This window comes from Enterobacter cloacae (genome assembly GCF_011078175.1).
GTDB lineage: Bacteria > Pseudomonadota > Gammaproteobacteria > Enterobacterales > Enterobacteriaceae > Enterobacter > Enterobacter cloacae_Q.
Genome location: NZ_JAALCJ010000002.1, coordinates 173,255 through 192,554 on the forward strand (window position 1 = coordinate 173,255; position 19,300 = coordinate 192,554).

Below are 19,300 nucleotides of genomic sequence, written 5' to 3' on the forward strand. Positions count from 1 at the left end.
AATGGTTTACAAGTCGATTATGACCCAGGACGATCTCGCCTTCGACAAGCAGCACATCTGGCACCCTTACACCTCCACGACCCGCCCCCTTCCCGTTTATCCGGTAGCCTCTGCCCACGGCTGCGAGCTGCATCTCGCCAGCGGCGAGCGGCTGGTTGACGGGATGTCCTCCTGGTGGGCGGCGATCCATGGCTACAACCACCCGCGTCTGAACGCGGCGATGAAAGGGCAGATTGACCAGATGTCACACGTGATGTTTGGCGGGATCACGCATCAGCCCGCGGTGGATTTATGCCGTCGCCTGGTAGCGATGACGCCTGAATCGCTGGAGTGTGTTTTCCTGGCAGACTCCGGCTCGGTGGCCGTAGAAGTGGCGATGAAAATGGCGTTGCAGTACTGGCATGCGAAGGGCGAAACGCGCCAGCGGTTCCTCACCTTCCGCAACGGCTATCATGGCGACACCTTCGGCGCGATGTCGGTATGCGATCCGGACAACTCCATGCACAGCCTGTGGAAAGGCTATTTGCCGGAAAACCTGTTTGCGCCAGCCCCGCAAAGCCGCTTCGACGGCGAATGGGACGAGATGGACATGGTGGGCTTCGCGCGGCTGATGGCGGCCCATCGCCACGAGATTGCCGCCGTAATTCTCGAACCGATTGTGCAGGGCGCGGGCGGAATGCGGATGTACCATCCCGAGTGGCTGAAGCGCATTCGGAACATGTGCGACCGCGAAGGGATCCTGCTGATTGCCGATGAGATCGCCACCGGCTTTGGCCGCACCGGGAAGCTGTTCGCCTGCGAGCATGCGGGGATCGCGCCGGATATTCTGTGCCTGGGGAAAGCGCTCACCGGCGGCACCATGACGCTCTCCGCCACGCTGACCACCCGCCAGGTTGCCGACACCATCAGCGACGGCGACGCGGGCTGCTTTATGCACGGCCCGACGTTTATGGGCAACCCGCTGGCCTGCGCCGTGGCAAGCGAAAGCCTCGCCATTCTGGAGAGCGGCGAGTGGCAGACGCAGGTGGCGGCGATTGAGTCGCAGCTGAAGCAGCAGCTGAGCGCGGCGGCGGAGGCGGAATACGTCGCGGACGTCCGCGTACTGGGCGCCATCGGGGTAATTGAGACAACGCATCCGGTGAACATGGCCGCGTTGCAGCGCTTCTTCGTTGACCAGGGCGTGTGGGTGCGACCTTTCGGTAAGCTGATTTACCTCATGCCACCGTACAGCATCTCTCCGGATCAGCTCCGCAAGCTGACCGGGGCAGTAGTTAAAGCCGTTAACACTTCAGCGCATTTCACGATTTAACCCCATGCGTTACACTTTCTGAATGGTGAGTAACGAGGGAAATCGGATGAAAATCATCAGTAAAGATTTACGCGACGGCGAAAAGCTGCCGGAACGTCACGTGTTTAACGGGATGGGCTATCAGGGGGATAATATTTCTCCCCATCTGGCGTGGGACGATGTGCCAGCGGGAACCAAAAGTTTTGTCGTAACCTGCTACGATCCGGATGCGCCAACCGGCTCGGGCTGGTGGCACTGGATCGTGGCAAACTTGCCCGCCGACACGCGCGTGCTGCCGCAGGGTTCCGGTTCCGATCTGGTTGCTCTGCCTGAAGGTGCGATTCAGACGCGCACTGACTTTGGCAAAGCGGGCTACGGCGGCGCGGCGCCGCCAAAAGGGGAAACCCACCGCTATATCTTCACGGTACACGCGCTGGATGTGGACATGATTGAGGTCGACGAAGGGGCGAGCGGCGCGATGGTAGGCTTTAATGTGCATTTCCATTCGCTGGGCAGCGCGTCGATTACGGCGATGTATTCGTAATCGTGCGGGCTGATGCCCTCACCCCGGCCCTCTCCCACAGGGAGAGGGAGAAAACCTAACAATTCCCTCTCCCTGTGGAAGAGGGTAAAAATCACAGCACCGAAGGCAATAACCCCACCAGCCGCCCTTCTTCCAGAAGCTGCATCGCCTTATCAATATCCGGCGCAAAGAAGCGGTCGTCATCGTAGTGGGTAACATGCTCGCGAAGTTCCTGGCGCGCCTGCTCCAGCAGCGGGCTAGATGTTAGCCCTTCGCGCAAATCAATACCCTGACATGCCGCCAGCCATTCCACCGCCAGCACGCCGCGGGTGTTGGAAGCCATCTCCCACAGTCGACGTCCGGCAGCCGGGGCCATCGAGACGTGATCTTCCTGGTTTGCGGAGGTTGGCAGGCTGTCCACGCTGTGCGGATGCGATAGCGCCTTGTTCTCGCTTGCCAGTGCCGCGGCGGTGACCTGGGCGATCATAAAGCCCGAGTTTACGCCGCCGTTACGCACCAGGAACGGTGGCAGCTGGGACATGTGCTTATCCATCATCAGCGCGATACGACGCTCAGACAGCGCCCCGATTTCGGCAATCGCCAGAGCAAGATTATCTGCGGCCATCGCCACCGGCTCGGCGTGGAAGTTGCCGCCGGAGACCACCTCGTTTTCCTGAGCAAACACCAGCGGGTTATCGGACACCGCATTGGCCTCCACCAGCAGCACTTCTGCCGCCTGGCGCAGCTGCGTCAGGCATGCGCCCATCACCTGCGGCTGACAGCGCAGGGAATACGGATCCTGCACCTTCTCGCAGTTGTGATGCGAATCGGCAATGTCGCTGGTATCGGTAAGAACGTGGCGGTACATGGCAGCGGCATCAATCTGACCGCGCTGGCCGCGCACCTCGTGAATACGCGCGTCGAACGGACGACGCGAGCCGAGCACCGCCTCGGTGGTCAGCGCACCGCACACCACCGCCGAGGCGAACAGATCTTCCGCTTCAAACAGGCCGCGCAGCGCAAAGGCCGTCGACGCCTGCGTGCCGTTGAGCAGCGCCAGCCCCTCTTTTGCCGCGAGGGTGATCGGCGTTAAGCCAGCTTTTTTCAGCGCCTCTTTCGCAGGCAGCCACTCTCCTTGCCAGCGCGCCTGGCCTTCACCCAGCAGAAGCAGCGACATATGCGCCAGCGGTGCGAGGTCACCGGATGCACCTACGGAACCTTTTGCCGGGATCCACGGATAAACTTCCGCATTGACCAGCGCCATCAGCGCCTGGATCACGCTCAGACGAATGCCGGAAAACCCACGCGCCAGGCTGTTGATTTTCAACACCATCATCAGACGGACGATCTCATCGTCCAGCGGCTGGCCAACCCCCGCCGCGTGCGACAGCACCAGCGAACGCTGTAAATTCTCCAGATCGTGCGTGGCAATGCGGGTCTGCGCCAGCAGGCCAAACCCGGTATTGATGCCGTAGGCGGTGCGCCCCTCCGCCACAATCGCCTCCACGCAGGCCACGCTGTCGTTAATGGCACGATGGGCGCTTTCATCAAGGGTCAGTGTCACCGGCTGACGCCAGACGTGACGCAGCTGTTTGAGCGTCAGCGAGCCGGGAGTAAGTGTTAACGCGTTCATGCAGGCTTTCCTTGTGTGGCAGGGATCATCGGCAGGTTCAGCCCCTGCTCTGTGGCACAGTCAATGGCAATCTCGTAACCCGCATCCGCGTGACGCATTACGCCGGTTGCCGGGTCGTTGTGCAGCACGCGAGCGATACGCGCGGCCGCTTCATCAGTTCCGTCACAGACGATGACCATCCCGGAGTGCTGGGAGAAGCCCATCCCGACGCCGCCGCCGTGGTGCAGCGACACCCAGGTCGCGCCGCTGGCGGTGTTGAGCAGGGCATTCAGCAGCGGCCAGTCGGAGACCGCATCCGAACCGTCGCGCATGGCTTCGGTTTCACGGTTCGGACTGGCGACAGAGCCGGAGTCCAGATGGTCGCGGCCAATGACGATCGGCGCGGAGACTTCGCCGCTGCGCACCATTTCGTTAAAGGCGAGGCCGAGTTTTTGCCGCCACTCCAGCCCGACCCAGCAGATACGCGCCGGCAGGCCCTGGAAATTAATGCGCTCGCGCGCCATATCCAGCCAGCGGTGCAGGTGCTCGTCGTCGGCGACAATTTCCTTTAGTCTGGCGTCGGTTTTGTAGATATCCTCCGGGTCGCCGGACAGGGCAACCCAGCGGAACGGCCCGATGCCGCGGCAGAACAGTGGACGGATGTACGCGGGCACGAAGCCGGGGAAGTCAAAGGCGTTATTCACACCCATCTCTTTCGCCATCTGGCGGATGTTATTCCCGTAATCAAAGGTCGGAATACCCATCTTACTGAAGGCCAGCATCGCGGAGACGTGTTCCGCCATGGCGCGTTTAGCCGCCAGTACCGTGCCCTCAGGATCGGTTTCCGCTTTTTGCTGGTAGTCTTCCCACGTCCAGCCTTTTGGCAGATAACCGTGAAGCGGATCGTGAGCGCTGGTCTGGTCGGTGACCAGATCCGGACGCACGCCGCGCGCCACCAGTTCCGGCAGAATATCCGCCGCGTTGCCGCACAGGGCAACCGACACGGCTTTGCCTTCAGCGGTGTACTTTTTGATGCGCGACAGCGCGTCATCGAGGTTGTCGGCCTGTTCATCAACATAGCGGGTACGCAGACGGAAATCGATGCGGCTCTGCTGGCACTCAATGTTCAGGGAGCACGCACCCGCCAGCGTCGCGGCCAGCGGCTGCGCGCCGCCCATGCCGCCCAGTCCGGCGGTGAGCACCCAGCGGCCTTTCAGTGAGCCGTTATAGTGCTGACGGCCCGCTTCCACGAAGGTTTCATAGGTGCCCTGCACAATCCCCTGGCTGCCGATGTAGATCCAGCTCCCCGCGGTCATCTGGCCGTACATGGCCAGCCCTTTTGCGTCCAGCTCGTTGAAGTGCTCCCACGTCGCCCAGTGTGGCACCAGGTTGGAGTTGGCAATCAGCACGCGGGGCGCATTTTTATGGGTTTTGAATACGCCAACCGGTTTGCCGGATTGCACCAGCAGCGTTTCGTCGTTTTCGAGATTCGTCAAAGACTCGACAATCGCGTCATAGCACGCCCAGTTGCGCGCGGCGCGGCCAATGCCGCCGTAGACCACCAGCTCGTGGGGATTTTCTGCTACCTCAGGATCAAGGTTGTTCATCAACATGCGCAGCGGCGCTTCCGTGAGCCAGCTTTTTGCGGTGAGCGTGGTGCCGCGCGCGGCGCGGACATCCTGCTTACGGTATTTATCTGACGACATTGTGTGTTCCTCATAAGGGACAGGTGATGCATTTAGATATACTTGTATAGACAAGCACACACAAGGTCGGATTTAACAAAAAAGATACAATTTTGCTATATTGCGTTAGCGATCACGCTTATAAAACTTATGACATAAAGTGGCCCTGCAACCGGTAGCGATTCCCTGGAAACAGCAGCTTTGCATGCGACACAATCTGCGAGGATGACCAGGTACGACGGCGGATCAGCAGGCAGGGATCGTGCTCTCTAATGCGCAACAGCTCGCACTCCGGCGGCGTGGCGCGCACGGCTTCCACGATATGCTCCCCTTCCGTCAGCGGGGCGACGAGCGAGAGATACGCATGCGGTGTGGTTTGGGTGTAATCCTGGCTCAGGTAGTCCGGTATCCGCTCCGCGTTGACGCAGCGATCTTCAATCTGGACCGGAATGTCGTTCTCGTAATGCACCATCACCGAATGGAAAATCCGGGTGCCCTCATTAACGTTCAGCTCAATGGCCTGTTCGGCGCTGGCCTGCGTCTCTTCAAGCACCAGCACCTCGCAGTGGTGCTGATGGTTGCGGGCGGCAATTTCATCGGCAATGCTGCGGATTTCAAACAGCGCCGACTGTCCTTTTGGCTCGGCGACAAAGGTTCCGACACCCTGCAAACGCACCAGCAGCCCTTCATCGGTCAGTTCACGCAGTGCGCGGTTGATGGTCATTCGGCTAAAGCCAAACTGCGCGACCAGTTCGGCTTCGGAGGGAATACGGTCGTGCGGACGCCAGACCCCGGCAGCAATTTTTTCGCTGATCGCCTTTTTCACCTTCTCATAAAAAGGTGCGGGTGGGCTGGAGGGTTGCTGCGGTGAGCGTGAAAACATGCTGACTCCTGTAATGTGGTTATGCCCACCAGTGAGCAATTTGCCAGGCCAGTCGGGCGGCAAGCTTCGCCCCCTGACCGTCCCGATCGTAGTGCGGATTAAATTCCACCAGATCCGCCGCCTGTAGTTTACCGCTTCGGCAGATACGCTCAATCACCGGGAACAGATCCAGCGCCGGGACCCCCAGCGCAGCAGGGGCGGACACGGCGGGCATTTCTGCGGCAGGCAGCACATCGAGGTCAACGGTGAGATAAACCCGGTCAGCCTGCGCAAGCACGCCATCCAGCGCGGATAGCGCATCCCGACGAAAATCGAGATCTTCAACCAGCGTAACGTTCAACCGCTCAGCTTCCTCCCACAGCGCCTGAGTATTCGCCGCACGGCTTACCCCCAGGCAGGCGTAGTGAAACGCCCGCGACTGAGACGCGCAGTAGTGCGCCAGCTGGCGGAACGGCGTGCCGGACGTAGCCCGTGCAGCCTGGCGTAAATCGAGGTGCGCATCCAGGTTGATCACCGCAATGCGATCGTTCGGAAAGGCGTCAAGCACGCCGCGCCCGTGTGCCCAGGCGGTTTCATGTCCACCGCCGAAAACCAGAGTACACATCCCGGATTGCTGGCACGATGTTATGGCCTCGCTCAGCGCCTGCTGTGCCGCCTCCAGCGCGTGGCCTTCAACATAAATAGAGCCCATATCCACGAGGCGCGCATGCCCCTGATGGCTCGCCATATTCGCCAGCGCGCCGCGCAGCACATCGGGCGCCAGTGCAGCACCGGGTCTGCCCTGGTTACGCTTTACCCCTTCATCACATTCAAATCCCATGAGAGCAATGCCTGACGACACGGGTGCAAAGTATTCGCGCTGCTGTATGGTCTGGAAAAGACGTTTCGCGTTGCTGGACTCGGCGCTGTCGTCACGCCCCTGCCAGATCTGCGGGGAAACGGGATGCCACAATTTCATGCTACCTGCCCCCGAAACACGCGTTGATATAAAGGATTTCGCCCCGGCTCGTAAACCATCTCAACCGGATGATTGGCCTCCCAGACGACAAAATCGGCCACATAACCTGGCTTTAACTGTCCATGCGTGGCGCCACGTCCTAGCGCCTGCGCCGCATGCCGCGTCACGCCAGCCCAGGCCTCTTCCGGCGTGAGGCCAAACTGGACGCAGGCCATGTTCATCGCCAGATGCAGGCTGGCAAACGGGCTTGTACCCGGGTTGTAGTCGGTGGCAACCGCCATCGGCACGCCCTGCTCTCTGAGCTTCGCCACCGGTGGACGCTGGCGCTCCTGAAGAAAATAGAACGCGCCGGGGAGCAATACCGCCACCGTGCCGCTTTGCGCCATGGCCTTAATACCCGCATCATCAAGATACTCGGTATGATCGGCCGACAGCCCTTTATACTGGCTGACCAGCGCCGCGCCGCCGAGATTTGACAGTTGCTCTACATGCCCTTTTACCGGTATCCCGAGCGCGGCGGCGGCCCGGAACAGGCGTTCGGTTTGCGCCGGGGTAAAGCCGACGTTTTCACAAAACACGTCTACCGCTTCAAATAACTCTTGTTGCCACAGCGTGGGCATGATCTGCTCACAGACCAGCGTAAGATAAGCCTCCGGATCCTGTCGGTACTCGGCAGGAATAGCGTGTGCGGCCAGCAGCGTCGGGCTGATATCAATCAAATTGTTCAGGCTGAGCTGGCGGGCAACCAGCAGCATTTTTTCTTCGGCTTCGGCATTCAGTCCGTATCCCGATTTGATTTCAATGGTCGTTACGCCTTCATTCATCAGCCGCTGGAGTCGCCGCTGCGCCAGAGCCAGTAACATTTCCGGGGAACTGTTGCGGGTGGCCGTAACCGTGGCGTTAATTCCGCCTCCCTGCGCGCTAATGGTCTGATACGACACACCGTTAAGCCGTTGCTCCCATTCCGCTGCGCGATCGCCACCGAACACCAGATGGGTGTGGCAATCGATCAGGCCGGGGGTAACCAGACGCCCGTCGAGATCGACACACTGGCGATGCCCGGAAGGTATCTCTGATTCAGGAATAACGGCCAGAATCGTCTGCCCGCGCACGACGAGGGCATGTTGTTCTTTCAGGCCATAGGGTTCCGGCTGACCTGTCGCCAGGGTTGCCAGTCGCGCATTTCGCCATATCACATCATCGGGGTGAAACTGCTGCATATGCCTTCCACTTGTCATGGGTTGTATAGACATTTATTTTCATCTGTCGCCTGCTGTCAACCGCGCTGTGGAAAAATGTTATTTATTTGTGATAACTTTCCCGTCACCTCCGGACAAAAATGCAACTTTTCCCCTTTTTATCTTCCCGTTTCGCTCAACTTAGTATAAAAAAGCAGGCTATTTCGTCTATCCAGATAAGACTTGCATACCCAGGAGCATTACCTTGAATATTTCCAGGATTTCCCGTCTGGCGTTGGCACTCGCCTTTGGCGTGACTTTATCCGCATGCAGTTCAACACCACCGGATCAACAACCTTCTGAGCAGGTTGCGCCGGGCACCGCTTCTCGTCCGATCCTGTCAGCGGAGGAAGCGAAGAACTTCACCCGTGCGCACTACTTCTCGGCGATGGATCCAAATGCAGCCCCGTGGACGCCTTCTTCTATTAACCTGCCGAAACAGCCAGACTTCGTTGTCGGCCCGGCTGGGGCGCAGGGCGTCACGCATACCTCTATTCAGGCAGCCGTTGATGCCGCAATCACCAAACACAGCGCATCTCGTCAGTACATCGCCATCCTGCCGGGCGAATACGAAGGAACCGTTTATGTTCCGGCTGCGCCGGGAAGCATTACGCTTTATGGCCTGGGCGAAAAAGCGATCGACGTGAAAATTGGTCTGGCGATTGATTCAGAGATCGACAGCACCGCCTGGCGTCATCTGGTGAACCCGGCCGGTAAATACATGCCGGGAAAACCGGCGTGGTATATGTTTGATAACTGCCAGCGCAAGCGTGCCGCCACCATTGGCGTGATGTGCTCGGCGGTATTCTGGTCGCAGAACAACGGTCTGCAATTGCAGAACCTGACCATTCAGAACACCCTGGGCGACAGCGTTGACGCAGGTAATCACCAGGCCGTGGCGCTGCGTAGCGATGGCGACAAGGTACAGATTAACAACGTCAATATCCTGGGCCGCCAGAACACCTTCTTCGTGACCAACAGCGGCGTGCAGAACACCCTTCAGAACAACCGTCTGACGCGTACTCTGGTCACCAACAGCTACGTTGAAGGCGACGTGGATATGGTCTCCGGCCGCGGTGCGGTGGTGTTTGAGAACACCGACTTCCGCGTGGTGAATTCACGTACGCAGCAGGAAGGTTACGTCTTTGCACCGGCCACGCAGTCCAACCTGTTCTATGGCTTCCTCGCCGTGAATAGCCGCTTTACTGCTGCTGGCGATGGCGTGGCGCAGCTTGGTCGCTCTCTGGACGTGGACTCCGCCACTAACGGCCAGGTCGTGATCCGCGACAGCGTGATTAACGAAGGCTTTAACATGGCGAAACCGTGGGCGGATGCGGCGATCTCGAAACGTCCTTTCTCCGGCAACACCGGCACGGTGGATGATAAAGACAACGTGCAGCGTAACCTGAACGACGCTAGCTTCAACCGCATGTGGGAATACAACAACCGCGGTCTGGGTAGCAAAGTGGTTGCTGAACCGACGCGGTAACGCGCATGTTGCCGGGTGGAGGCTGCGCCTTACCCGGCCTACCCCATGCATTAACCGCGCATAAAAAACCTCGCATTTGCGAGGTTTTTTGTTCTCTGCGGATCAGTGCGCGTTAATTACTACCCACATCGGCCCTTGTCCGACCGCATAACGTCCTTTCTCTTCGAGTAGACCCTGCACGCCCTGGATTTCATAGAGCGCGATATGGTGGGATTTCTGCCCCACCGCAATCAGGTATTTGCCGCTGTGGTCGACATTAAAGCCGCGCGGCTGGGTTTCTGTCGGCTGGAAGCCTTCAACTGCCAGAACGCTGCCGTCTTCAGAGACGCTGAAGACGGTGATGAGGCTGGAGGTACGGTCACAGGCATACAGGTGACGGCCATCCGGCGTAATGTGAATATCTGCCGCCCAGCGAGTGTCGGAGAAATCAGCTGGCATCATGTCCAGCGTCTGTACGCACTCGATCTGTCCGTTAGGATCGTTCAGCTCCCACACGTCTACCGAGCTGTTCAGCTCGTTAACGACATAGGCATACTGCTGATTCGGGTGGAAGACCATGTGGCGCGGGCCTGCGCCTTCCACGGTGGTGACTTCCGCCGGGCTTTGCGCGACCAGATGACCGTCATCGCTCAGGGTAAACAGACAGATGCGATCCTGCTTCAGCGCGGGCACCCACAGCGTACGGTTATCCGGCGAGATGTTGGCGGAGTGGCATCCTTCGAGCCCTTCGACCACGTCGACGGTTTCAACAGGAATACCGTCTTCCAGGCGAGTAACGCTTACGCAGCCTGCATTGTAGGAGCCGCTGAAGATGAAGTTGCCTTTGTGGTCGGTAGAAATATGGGTCGGGCTGCCCGGCAGCGAGGCTTCTGCGGTATAGGTCAGCGCGCCGTCATCCGGGGAAATGCGGTAGGCCAGCACGCGGAATTCCGGGCGTACGCCGACATAAAGAAAACGTTTATCCGGGCTGACGACCATCGGCTGTACCTGGCCTGGCACATCAACAACCTGAACCAGCGTAAGCGAACCTTCTGTATTCAAACGCCAGACATGGATCTGCTGACTTTCAGGACTGGCGGTATAAACGGTTTGTTTCATGAATACTCCTGATTATTTTTAACGGTGAATGCTGAATTGTAGTTCGGGATTTTGCAGGGATCCGCTCTCGGTGTACCATCCCGACAGACCTTAAATTCAACATTAACCCGGAAGAAAAAATGACCTCGCGAGTGATTGCCCTGGATTTAGACGGAACACTGCTTACCCCTCAGAAAACCCTGCTTCCCTCTTCTCTTGAGGCCCTCAAACGAGCCCAGGAAGTGGGGTATCAACTCCTCATCGTAACGGGTCGACATCACGTAGCCATTCATCCTTTTTATCAGGCACTGGGCTTAGATACACCTGCAATTTGCTGTAATGGTACCTATTTGTATGATTATCAGGCAAAAAAGGTTTTAACCTCCGATCCACTTCCCGTTACGCAGGCGCTGCAATTGATTGATTTACTGGATGAGCATGCGATTCACGGCCTGATGTATGTGGATAACGCCATGGTGTATGAGCGTCCTACCGGCCATGTGATCCGCACCAGCAACTGGGCTTTGTCATTGCCGGAAGCGCAGCGTCCGGTGTTCACTCAGGTTTCCTCCCTGCGCCAGGCGGCGGAAGACGTCGAGGCCATCTGGAAATTTGCCCTGACCGATGAAGACAGCACGAAACTCAATACCTTCGCAAAGCATGTTGAGCATACGCTGGGGCTGGAATGTGAATGGTCCTGGCACGATCAGGTGGATATCGCCCGCAAAGGCAACAGCAAAGGCAAACGCCTGACCCAGTTCGTTGAATCGCAGGGCGGATCAATGCAGGATGTGATTGCCTTCGGCGATAACTATAACGACATCAGCATGCTGGAAGCGGCCGGAACGGGCGTGGCGATGGGCAATGCCGATGACGCGGTGAAAGCGCGCGCTGACGTGGTGATTGGCGATAACACCACCGACAGCATCGCGCAGTATATTTATACCCACCTGCTGTAATCAGGCGGTGATGGAGACGCTCTTGATTTGCGCGTAAAGCCACAGGCCAGGCTTGATACCTAACTCATCCCTGGCCCACGGGCTGATGCGCGCCCACAGCGTTCTGCTGCCGACTTCCAGCTGCACTTCCACCTGGCCGTTATCATCAAAACACTGCGCCACTTTTGCGCGCAAAACATTGCGGATACTGGTTTGCAGCGGCGGTTGCAGGACCAGGGAGACATCCGACGCCTGAATGCGGATCCGTAACGTGGACTGAATCGGCGTATCGATTTTATTCACCCACAAATGCTGATCGCCCAGCGCCAGTGCGGTCATCGCGTAGTGCGGGTGGTGCTCCAGCACGCTCACCTTCAGAATGCTGCTCTGCTGCTCCTTTGGCAGCCATGGATGCATAACGCTACTGCCCCATACCTCCTCCAGATTGCCGAATGCCTTCACCCTGCCCGCTTCCAGCACCAGCACTTTGTCGGCCAGATGTAAAATCTCATCCAGCGAATGGCTGACGTAGAGCATGGGCACGTTGATTTCCCGCGCCAGACGTTGCAGATACGGCAGCAGCTCGCGCTTGCGCGGAATATCCAGCGAGGCCAGCGGCTCATCCAGCAGCAGCAGTTCCGGCGCGGTTAACAGGGCGCGGCCAATCGCCACGCGCTGTTTTTCACCACCCGACAGCGACGACGGCAGACGATCCAGCAGCGGTTCGATGCCCAGCAGCGCCACCAGCTTATCGAACTGTCCGGCCAGGCTTTTTGCCATGCCGTAGCGCAGGTTCCCGCGTACGCTGTAGTGCGGAAACAGGCGCGCATCCTGAAACACATAGCCGATACGGCGTTTATCCGGTGACAGGCAGACCTTCTTCTCCGCGTCATTTAAGACGCGGTTATTCAACACGATACGGCCAGACTGGGGACGCGTCAGGCCGCTAATCGCATTAATCAGCGACGTTTTCCCCGCCCCGGATACGCCAAAAATGGCGGTGATACCGCTGGCAGGCAGCGTTTCGTTCAGCGTCAGGGTGTGGCTGCCCAGGGTTTGCGTAAAGTTGAGTTCCAGCATCACGATTTCCCCATCCGTTCACGGCTGAGACGCGCCAGCCACTCAGACACCAGCAGCGAGACCAGAGCGAGCACTATCGAAATAATACACAGCCGGGCCGCTGCACCTTCGCCGCCCGGGGTCTGAATCAGGGTATACATAGCCGACGGAATGGTCCGCGTCTCGCCGGGAATGTTCGACACAAAGGTAATAGTCGCACCAAACTCGCCCAACGAGCGGGCGAAGGCTAACACCGTACCGACGATAATGCCCGGTAACGTGAGTGGAAGCGTAATGGTCAGGAATACCCGCCAGCGGCCTGCGCCCAGCGTGCGGGCGGCCTGTTCTAACCGGATATCCACCCCTTCCAGCGCCAGGCGAATAGCGCGCACCATCAGCGGGAAGGACATTACCGCCGCGGCCAGCACCGCACCGCGCCAGCTGAAGGCAAAGGTCAGGCCGAACCAGTCGTACAACCACTCGCCGATGAAACCGCGCCGCCCCATGGCGATCAGCAGCAGATATCCAACCACCACAGGCGGTAAGACGAGCGGAAGATGGAGAACACTGTCGAGCAGGGCTTTGCCTGGAAACTTCACGCGAACCAGTAACCAGGCAAAGAACACCCCAAAGGGCAAACTCAGCGCAACCGCCAGGGAAGAGACTTTCAGGCTCAGCAGCACGGCCTGCCATTCAGGTTCGGTCAATATCATTCGTGAGTCGTAAATCCGTAACGTTTAAAGATCGCGGACGCTTCCGGCCCCTTCAGGTAGTCAACGAAGGCCGTCACGCTCGCATTTTTATGTCCATCAACTATCGCAACAGGATATTCTACTTTCTTATGCGAGTCTTCCGGGAAGGTGCCCACCACCTTCACACCTTTACTGGCGACGGCATCGGAGCCGTAAACGATCCCGAGTGGCGCTTCGTTACGCTCCACCAGCGCCAGCGCGCCACGCACATCTTCTGCGGGAGCCAGCTTCGGCGATAAGGTCTCCCATGCGCCCAGTTTTTGCAGCGCTTCTTTCGCATATATCCCGGCAGGAACATGCTCCGGATCGCCTACCGCCAGACGGCCACCGTTGAGCAGACGGGTCCAGTCCGTCTGTTTGTTAATGGCGATGTCGCCCTGCTTGCTGTTTGCGGGCGTGACCACCACCAGGCTATTTCCCAGCAGCGTTTCGCGGGTAGCCGTATCAACAGATTTTTTTTCCACCGCGTAATCCATCCATTTCTGATCGGCAGAGATGAACAGATCCGCCGGTGCCCCCGCTTCAATCTGGCGGGCCAGCGTGGACGAAGAGGCAAACGACGAAACGACTTCGACGTTTTTCTCTTTTTTGTATACCGCAGCAATATCCTGCATCGCGTTAGTCAGCGACGCCGCCGCAAAGACCGTGATTTTTCCTTCATCCGCCAGCGCGTGGCCGGTGAGTGAGAGAGTCAGCGTGGCCCCTGCGAAAAGGCGTACCCATGAACGTGCCATTTGAAGCTCCTGTGCGTATCGTTATATAAAAATAAATATAACGACATATCGCAGGCGTTCCTAGCGCTAAATCGTACCCATTAATGCGTAAACTCAAGGAACGTTGTAAAAGATATCGGCGGGAGAGAGATAAACTTGAGAGCAAAACGCCCGGGCTGGCCGGGCGTTTTGGAGGAAATCATTGCTGCTTTTTAGGCTGGTCACGACGATGACCAATGTTCGAAAAGACGTTGAACACTTCACCCAGGCCGTAGATGGCACCGAGGATGATAGCCATCACTACTGGCACCATGATTACCGCGAATACCAGACTTTTCAACAACTCTAACATGGTTTTCTCCAGATCTTGTGAACGGCTTATTCTACCCTGAAAAGGAAGAAAAACATCCCCTTTTGTGCGGTGCGCTTTCCGCCCCCGGGCATTTGGGTCACAATAGCCTTTTTGCCAGGACATTGTTATGCAGGCCGAAATTCTCCTCACCTTACGACTTCAGCAGAAGCTTTTCGCCGATCCGCGACGTATCGCCCTGTTAAAACAAATAGAACAAACAGGCTCGATTAGCCAGGGAGCCAAAAACGCCGGCATCAGCTATAAAAGCGCCTGGGATGCGATCAACGACATGAACACCCTGAGCGAACACACGCTGGTTGAGCGCGCCACCGGCGGTAAAGGCGGCGGCGGCGCCGTATTGACGCGTTACGGGCAACGTCTGATCCAGCTCTACGATTTACTGGCGCAGATCCAGCAAAAAGCATTTGATGTACTGAGCGACGACGACAACCTGCCGCTGGACAGCCTGTTGGGCGCCATCTCCCGTTTCTCTTTACAGACCAGCGCCCGCAACCAGTGGTTTGGTACGGTGACGGGGCGCGATTATTCGCTGGTGCAGGAGCATATTGAGATCCTGCTCGCGGACGGCACGACGCGCATGAAGGCCGCCATCACTGCGCAAAGTGGTCAGCGCCTTGGGCTGAACGAAGGCCAGGAGGTGTTGGTATTACTCAAGGCCCCCTGGATCCGCATCACGCTCAACCCTGAGCAGGCCGCCGAGGCCGATAACCAGCTAAGCGGGACTATCAGCCACATCGAGCGTGGCGCAGAACAATGTGAAGTGCTGATGACCCTGCCGGATGGACAGTCGCTCTGCGCCACCGTTCCGGCGAACGACGCGGCCGAATTAGACGAAGGTGCTGTAGCGACCGCATATTTCAATGCAGACCGGGTAATTATCGCCACATTGTGCTAAGCGCATTGACAACCCTGCTAACACTGAGTATCCCTGACATCTGTTGCTGCAAAAAATGGGATAACACATGTCATCATTGCATATTTCGCAAGGCACGTTTCGTCTTAGCGATACCCGTACCTTATCGCTGCCAGAGTTAACCCTTCGCGCCGGAGAAAGCTGGGCGTTTGTGGGCGCTAATGGCAGCGGAAAATCCGCGCTGGCCCGCGCTCTGGCAGGCGAATTAACCCAACTGAAGGGTGAACGTCGGTGCACCTTTACCCGGCTGACGCGCCTTTCCTTCGAACAGCTGCAAAAGCTGGTCAGCGATGAATGGCAGCGTAACAATACCGATTTGCTCAGCCCCGGCGAAGAAGATACCGGCCGCACGACGGCGGAAATTATCCAGGATGAGATAAACGATCCTGCCCGCTGTCAGCAGCTGGCGGAGCAATTTGGCATTACCGCCCTGCTTAACCGCCGCTTTAAATATCTCTCTACCGGCGAGACGCGCAAAACGCTGCTGTGTCAGGCGCTGATGAGCGAGCCGGAACTCCTGATTCTGGATGAACCGTTTGACGGGCTGGATGTGCAGTCCCGCGCGCAGCTGGCAGCGTTGCTGGCGTCACTTAACCAGCAGGGATACACCCTTGTGCTGGTCCTGAACCGCTTTGATGAGATCCCGGACTTCATACATTACGCGGGCGTGCTGGCTGACTGTAGCCTGACCGAAACCGGCGAGAAAGCCGTACTGCTCCGGCAGGCGCTGATTGCGCAGCTGGCGCATAGCGAAAAACTGGACGGTATCACCCTGCCGGAGCCGGATGCGCCTTCAGCACGCCACGGGCTGGATCCCGCTCAGCCGCGCATTGTGCTGCGCGACGGGGTGGTTTCTTATGACGATCGCCCTATTCTTAATCACCTCAGCTGGACGGTTAATGCCGGTGAGCACTGGCAGATCGTCGGTCCCAACGGGGCGGGGAAATCTACGCTGCTGAGCCTGATCACCGGCGATCACCCGCAGGGATACAGCAACGATCTGACCCTCTTTGGCCGTCGGCGCGGCAGCGGGGAAACCATCTGGGATATCAAAAAGCACATCGGCTATGTTAGCAGCAGCCTGCATCTGGACTACCGGGTGAGCACCACGGTGCGAAACGTGATTATCTCTGGCTTCTTTGACTCTATCGGTATTTATCAGGCGGTATCCGACAAGCAGCACAAGCTGGCGCAGCAGTGGCTGGATATTCTGGGTATGGACAACCGGGTAGCCGATGCGCCATTCCACAGCCTGTCGTGGGGGCAGCAGCGGCTGGCATTAATCGTCCGCGCGCTGGTCAAACACCCTACGCTACTGATTCTGGATGAACCGTTACAGGGGCTGGATCCGCTCAACCGTCAGCTGATCCGCCGCTTTGTGGATGTCCTGATTAGCGAAGGTGAAACCCAGCTGCTGTTTGTGTCCCACCATGCTGAGGATGCGCCGTCCTGCATCACCCATCGGCTGGAGTTTGTCCCTGACGGCGAGCATTACCGCTACCTGCTGAGCAAAATCGATTAATCTCTGGAGGGCATTGCCCTCCGCTTTTCAGACAAGCCGCAATAATATAACTCTATCTCTTTGATCTACAATGCACTTAGTCTGAGTAAAAGCGCGTGTGAAAACCAGTGTAAACGATACCACTATTTTATCCCATGTCACACTTTTCGCGTCTCTGATATGCTAAGGTTAATTCATACCATAAGCCTAATGGAGCGAAAAATGCGAGTTCTGGTAACAGGTGGTAGCGGTTACATAGGAAGTCATACCTGTGTGCAACTGCTGCAAAGCGGCCACGATGTCGTCATTCTTGATAACCTGTGCAACAGCAAGCGCAGCGTGCTGCCGGTCATTGAACGCCTTTCAGGTAAACAGCCGACTTTCGTGGAAGGCGACATCCGTAATGAAGCGTTGATGACTGAAATCCTTCACGATCACGCGATCGAAACCGTTATCCACTTCGCAGGCCTGAAAGCGGTTGGCGAATCGGTGGCAAAACCGCTTGAGTACTATGATAACAACGTCAATGGTACCCTGCGCCTGATCGCCGCCATGCGTGCGGCGAACGTTAAAAACTTTATCTTCAGCTCCTCCGCGACCGTTTACGGCGATCAGCCAAAAATTCCCTACGTTGAAAGCTTCCCAACCGGTACGCCGCAAAGCCCGTATGGCAAAAGCAAGCTGATGGTAGAGCAGATCCTGACCGACCTGCAAAAAGCCCAGCCAGAGTGGAGCATCGCGTTGCTGCGCTACTTCAACCCGGTCGGCGCGCATCCGTCAGGTGATATGGGCGAAGATCCGCAGGGCATTCCAAATAACCTGATGCCGTATATCGCACAGGTTGCCGTAGGGCGTCGCGACTCCCTGGCGATTTTTGGTAATGATTATCCTACCGAAGACGGCACCGGCGTGCGCGATTACATTCACGTAATGGATCTGGCCGACGGCCACGTGGCGGCGATGCAGCAGCTGGCGGATAAACCGGGCGTGCATATTTACAACCTCGGCGCCGGCGTCGGCAGCAGCGTGCTGGATGTGGTGAATGCCTTCAGCAAAGCCTGCGGCAAGCCGGTGAACTACCACTTCGCGCCGCGCCGCGATGGCGATCTTCCGGCTTACTGGGCCGATGCCTCCAAAGCGGATAAAGAGCTTAACTGGCGTGTCACCCGCACGCTCGATGAAATGGCACAGGATACCTGGCGCTGGCAGTCACGCCATCCGCAGGGCTATCCGGACTAAGGATTTGTCATGACGCAATTTAATCCCGTCGATCACCCGCATCGTCGTTTTAACCCGCTCAGCGGGCAATGGATTTTAGTTTCACCGCATCGCGCCAAGCGCCCCTGGCAGGGAGCGCAAGAGACGCCTGCTAAACAGACGCTGCCTCAGCACGATCCGGACTGTTTCCTCTGTCCAGGCAATACGCGCGTGACGGGCGATAAAAACCCCGATTACAAAGGCACCTACGTTTTCACTAACGATTTCGCGGCGCTGATGACCGATACGCCGGACGCGCCGGAAAGCCATGACCCGCTGATGCGCTGTGAAAGCGCCCGCGGCACCAGCCGCGTGATCTGCTTTTCTCCCGATCACAGCAAAACGCTGCCGGAGCTGAGCGTAGAGGCGCTGAAGGAAGTTGTCAGCACCTGGCAGGCACAAACGGCGGAGCTGGGTCAGACCTATCCGTGGGTGCAGGTGTTTGAGAATAAAGGCGCGGCGATGGGCTGCTCTAACCCGCACCCGCACGGCCAGATCTGGGCGAACAGCTTCCTGCCGAACGAAGCCGAACGTGAAGACCGGCTGCAAAAAGCCTATTTCTCCCAAAACGGTTCGCCAATGCTGGTGGATTACACCCAGCGTGAGCTGGCGGACGGCAGCCGCACCGTGGTGGAAACCGAGCACTGGCTTGCCGTGGTGCCGTACTGGGCGGCATGGCCGTTTGAAACGCTGCTGCTGCCAAAAGCCCACGTCCAGCGCATTACCGACCTCAGCGACGCGCAAAAAGACGACCTTGCGCTGGCGCTGAAAAAACTGACCAGCCGCTACGACAACCTGTTCCAGTGCTCCTTCCCCTACTCCATGGGCTGGCACGGCGCGCCGTTTAACGGCGAAGAGAATCAACACTGGCAGTTACATGCACACTTCTACCCGCCGCTGCTACGTTCTGCGACGGTACGTAAATTCATGGTGGGCTATGAAATGCTGGCGGAAACCCAGCGCGACCTGACGGCGGAACAGGCGGCAGAACGTCTGCGTGCCGTTAGCGACGTCCATTACCGCGAATCAGGAGTCTAAAAA

At 57.9% G+C, this 19,300-nt stretch carries 18 protein-coding genes; 8 read left to right on the top strand and 10 right to left on the bottom strand.

Annotation, left to right across the window (positions count from 1 at the left end):
* Positions 1–19 precede the first annotated feature (19 nt).
* Together bioA and G6Q29_RS05015 are read left to right on the top strand one after the other, a co-directional pair.
* The gene (gene bioA, locus G6Q29_RS05010; protein ID WP_431732534.1) at positions 20–1,309 is read left to right on the top strand and encodes an adenosylmethionine--8-amino-7-oxononanoate transaminase; all 1,290 of its coding nucleotides are present in this window, start codon (positions 20–22) and stop codon (positions 1,307–1,309) included.
* Between the two features lie 46 nt (positions 1,310–1,355).
* Positions 1,356–1,832, top strand: a complete 477-nt coding sequence (locus G6Q29_RS05015; protein ID WP_165464782.1) for a kinase inhibitor — start codon at positions 1,356–1,358, stop codon at positions 1,830–1,832.
* A 91-nt stretch (positions 1,833–1,923) separates the two neighbouring features.
* Here G6Q29_RS05015 and hutH read toward each other — a convergent pair whose 3' ends face one another.
* From hutH to hutI, 5 genes are all read right to left on the bottom strand, one after another.
* The gene (gene hutH, locus G6Q29_RS05020) at positions 1,924–3,444 is read right to left on the bottom strand and encodes a histidine ammonia-lyase (protein ID WP_165464783.1); all 1,521 of its coding nucleotides are present in this window, start codon (positions 3,442–3,444) and stop codon (positions 1,924–1,926) included.
* A complete protein-coding gene (hutU, locus tag G6Q29_RS05025; RefSeq protein WP_165464784.1) occupies positions 3,441–5,129 on the bottom strand; it encodes a urocanate hydratase in 1,689 nt (562 codons plus the stop codon). The genes hutH and hutU overlap by 4 nt, the downstream gene beginning before the upstream one ends.
* Before the next feature lie 127 nt (positions 5,130–5,256).
* Complete coding sequence (locus G6Q29_RS05030; protein ID WP_165464785.1) at positions 5,257–5,991, bottom strand: histidine utilization repressor; 735 nt, start codon at positions 5,989–5,991, stop codon at positions 5,257–5,259.
* 19 nt (positions 5,992–6,010) lie between these two features.
* Positions 6,011–6,949 carry a formimidoylglutamase gene (hutG, locus tag G6Q29_RS05035; RefSeq protein ID WP_165464786.1) on the bottom strand — a complete coding sequence of 313 codons (939 nt, stop codon included), beginning with the start codon at positions 6,947–6,949 and terminating at the stop codon, positions 6,011–6,013.
* Entirely contained in the window at positions 6,946–8,169 is a 1,224-nt protein-coding gene (gene hutI / locus G6Q29_RS05040) for an imidazolonepropionase (RefSeq protein ID WP_165464787.1), read from the bottom strand. Before hutI ends, hutG begins: the two co-directional genes overlap by 4 nt.
* A 223-nt stretch (positions 8,170–8,392) precedes the next feature.
* On the opposite strand from hutI, the gene G6Q29_RS05045 reads away from it, so the two are divergent.
* Positions 8,393–9,676, top strand: coding sequence for a putative acyl-CoA thioester hydrolase (locus G6Q29_RS05045; RefSeq protein ID WP_165464788.1), 1,284 nt, complete (start codon positions 8,393–8,395; stop codon positions 9,674–9,676).
* Positions 9,677–9,778: 102 nt separating this feature from the next.
* Here the strand turns inward: G6Q29_RS05045 and pgl are convergent, their stop codons facing one another.
* Complete coding sequence (gene pgl, locus G6Q29_RS05050) at positions 9,779–10,774, bottom strand: 6-phosphogluconolactonase (RefSeq protein ID WP_165464789.1); 996 nt, start codon at positions 10,772–10,774, stop codon at positions 9,779–9,781.
* A gap of 119 nt (positions 10,775–10,893) precedes the next feature.
* On the opposite strand from pgl, the gene G6Q29_RS05055 reads away from it, so the two are divergent.
* On the top strand, positions 10,894–11,712 hold the full coding sequence (locus G6Q29_RS05055) for a pyridoxal phosphatase (RefSeq protein ID WP_165464790.1): 819 nt from the start codon (positions 10,894–10,896) through the stop codon (positions 11,710–11,712).
* Here G6Q29_RS05055 and modC read toward each other — a convergent pair whose 3' ends face one another.
* The 4 genes from modC to G6Q29_RS05075 all read right to left on the bottom strand — a co-directional run bounded on the left by modC (position 11,713) and on the right by G6Q29_RS05075 (position 14,567).
* On the bottom strand, positions 11,713–12,771 hold the full coding sequence (gene modC / locus G6Q29_RS05060) for a molybdenum ABC transporter ATP-binding protein ModC (RefSeq protein ID WP_165464791.1): 1,059 nt from the start codon (positions 12,769–12,771) through the stop codon (positions 11,713–11,715).
* Positions 12,771–13,463: a molybdate ABC transporter permease subunit gene (gene modB / locus G6Q29_RS05065; protein WP_165464792.1), complete on the bottom strand. Its 693-nt coding sequence runs from the start codon at positions 13,461–13,463 to the stop codon at positions 12,771–12,773. Before modB ends, modC begins: the two co-directional genes overlap by 1 nt.
* The gene (modA, locus tag G6Q29_RS05070; protein ID WP_165464793.1) at positions 13,460–14,236 is read right to left on the bottom strand and encodes a molybdate ABC transporter substrate-binding protein; all 777 of its coding nucleotides are present in this window, start codon (positions 14,234–14,236) and stop codon (positions 13,460–13,462) included. The genes modB and modA overlap by 4 nt, the downstream gene beginning before the upstream one ends.
* A 178-nt stretch (positions 14,237–14,414) precedes the next feature.
* Positions 14,415–14,567: an AcrZ family multidrug efflux pump-associated protein gene (locus tag G6Q29_RS05075; RefSeq protein WP_003858549.1), complete on the bottom strand. Its 153-nt coding sequence runs from the start codon at positions 14,565–14,567 to the stop codon at positions 14,415–14,417.
* 127 nt (positions 14,568–14,694) lie between these two features.
* Here G6Q29_RS05075 and modE point away from each other — a divergent pair, with 127 nt between their 5' ends.
* The 4 genes from modE to galT all read left to right on the top strand — a co-directional run bounded on the left by modE (position 14,695) and on the right by galT (position 19,297).
* Complete coding sequence (gene modE / locus G6Q29_RS05080; RefSeq protein ID WP_165464794.1) at positions 14,695–15,483, top strand: molybdenum-dependent transcriptional regulator; 789 nt, start codon at positions 14,695–14,697, stop codon at positions 15,481–15,483.
* Between the two features lie 67 nt (positions 15,484–15,550).
* Positions 15,551–17,023, top strand: coding sequence for a molybdate ABC transporter ATP-binding protein ModF (gene modF / locus G6Q29_RS05085; RefSeq protein ID WP_165464795.1), 1,473 nt, complete (start codon positions 15,551–15,553; stop codon positions 17,021–17,023).
* 201 nt (positions 17,024–17,224) lie between these two features.
* Entirely contained in the window at positions 17,225–18,241 is a 1,017-nt protein-coding gene (gene galE, locus G6Q29_RS05090; RefSeq protein WP_165464796.1) for a UDP-glucose 4-epimerase GalE, read from the top strand.
* Positions 18,242–18,250: 9 nt separating this feature from the next.
* A complete protein-coding gene (gene galT / locus G6Q29_RS05095; protein WP_165464797.1) occupies positions 18,251–19,297 on the top strand; it encodes a galactose-1-phosphate uridylyltransferase in 1,047 nt (348 codons plus the stop codon).
* Positions 19,298–19,300 lie beyond the last annotated feature (3 nt).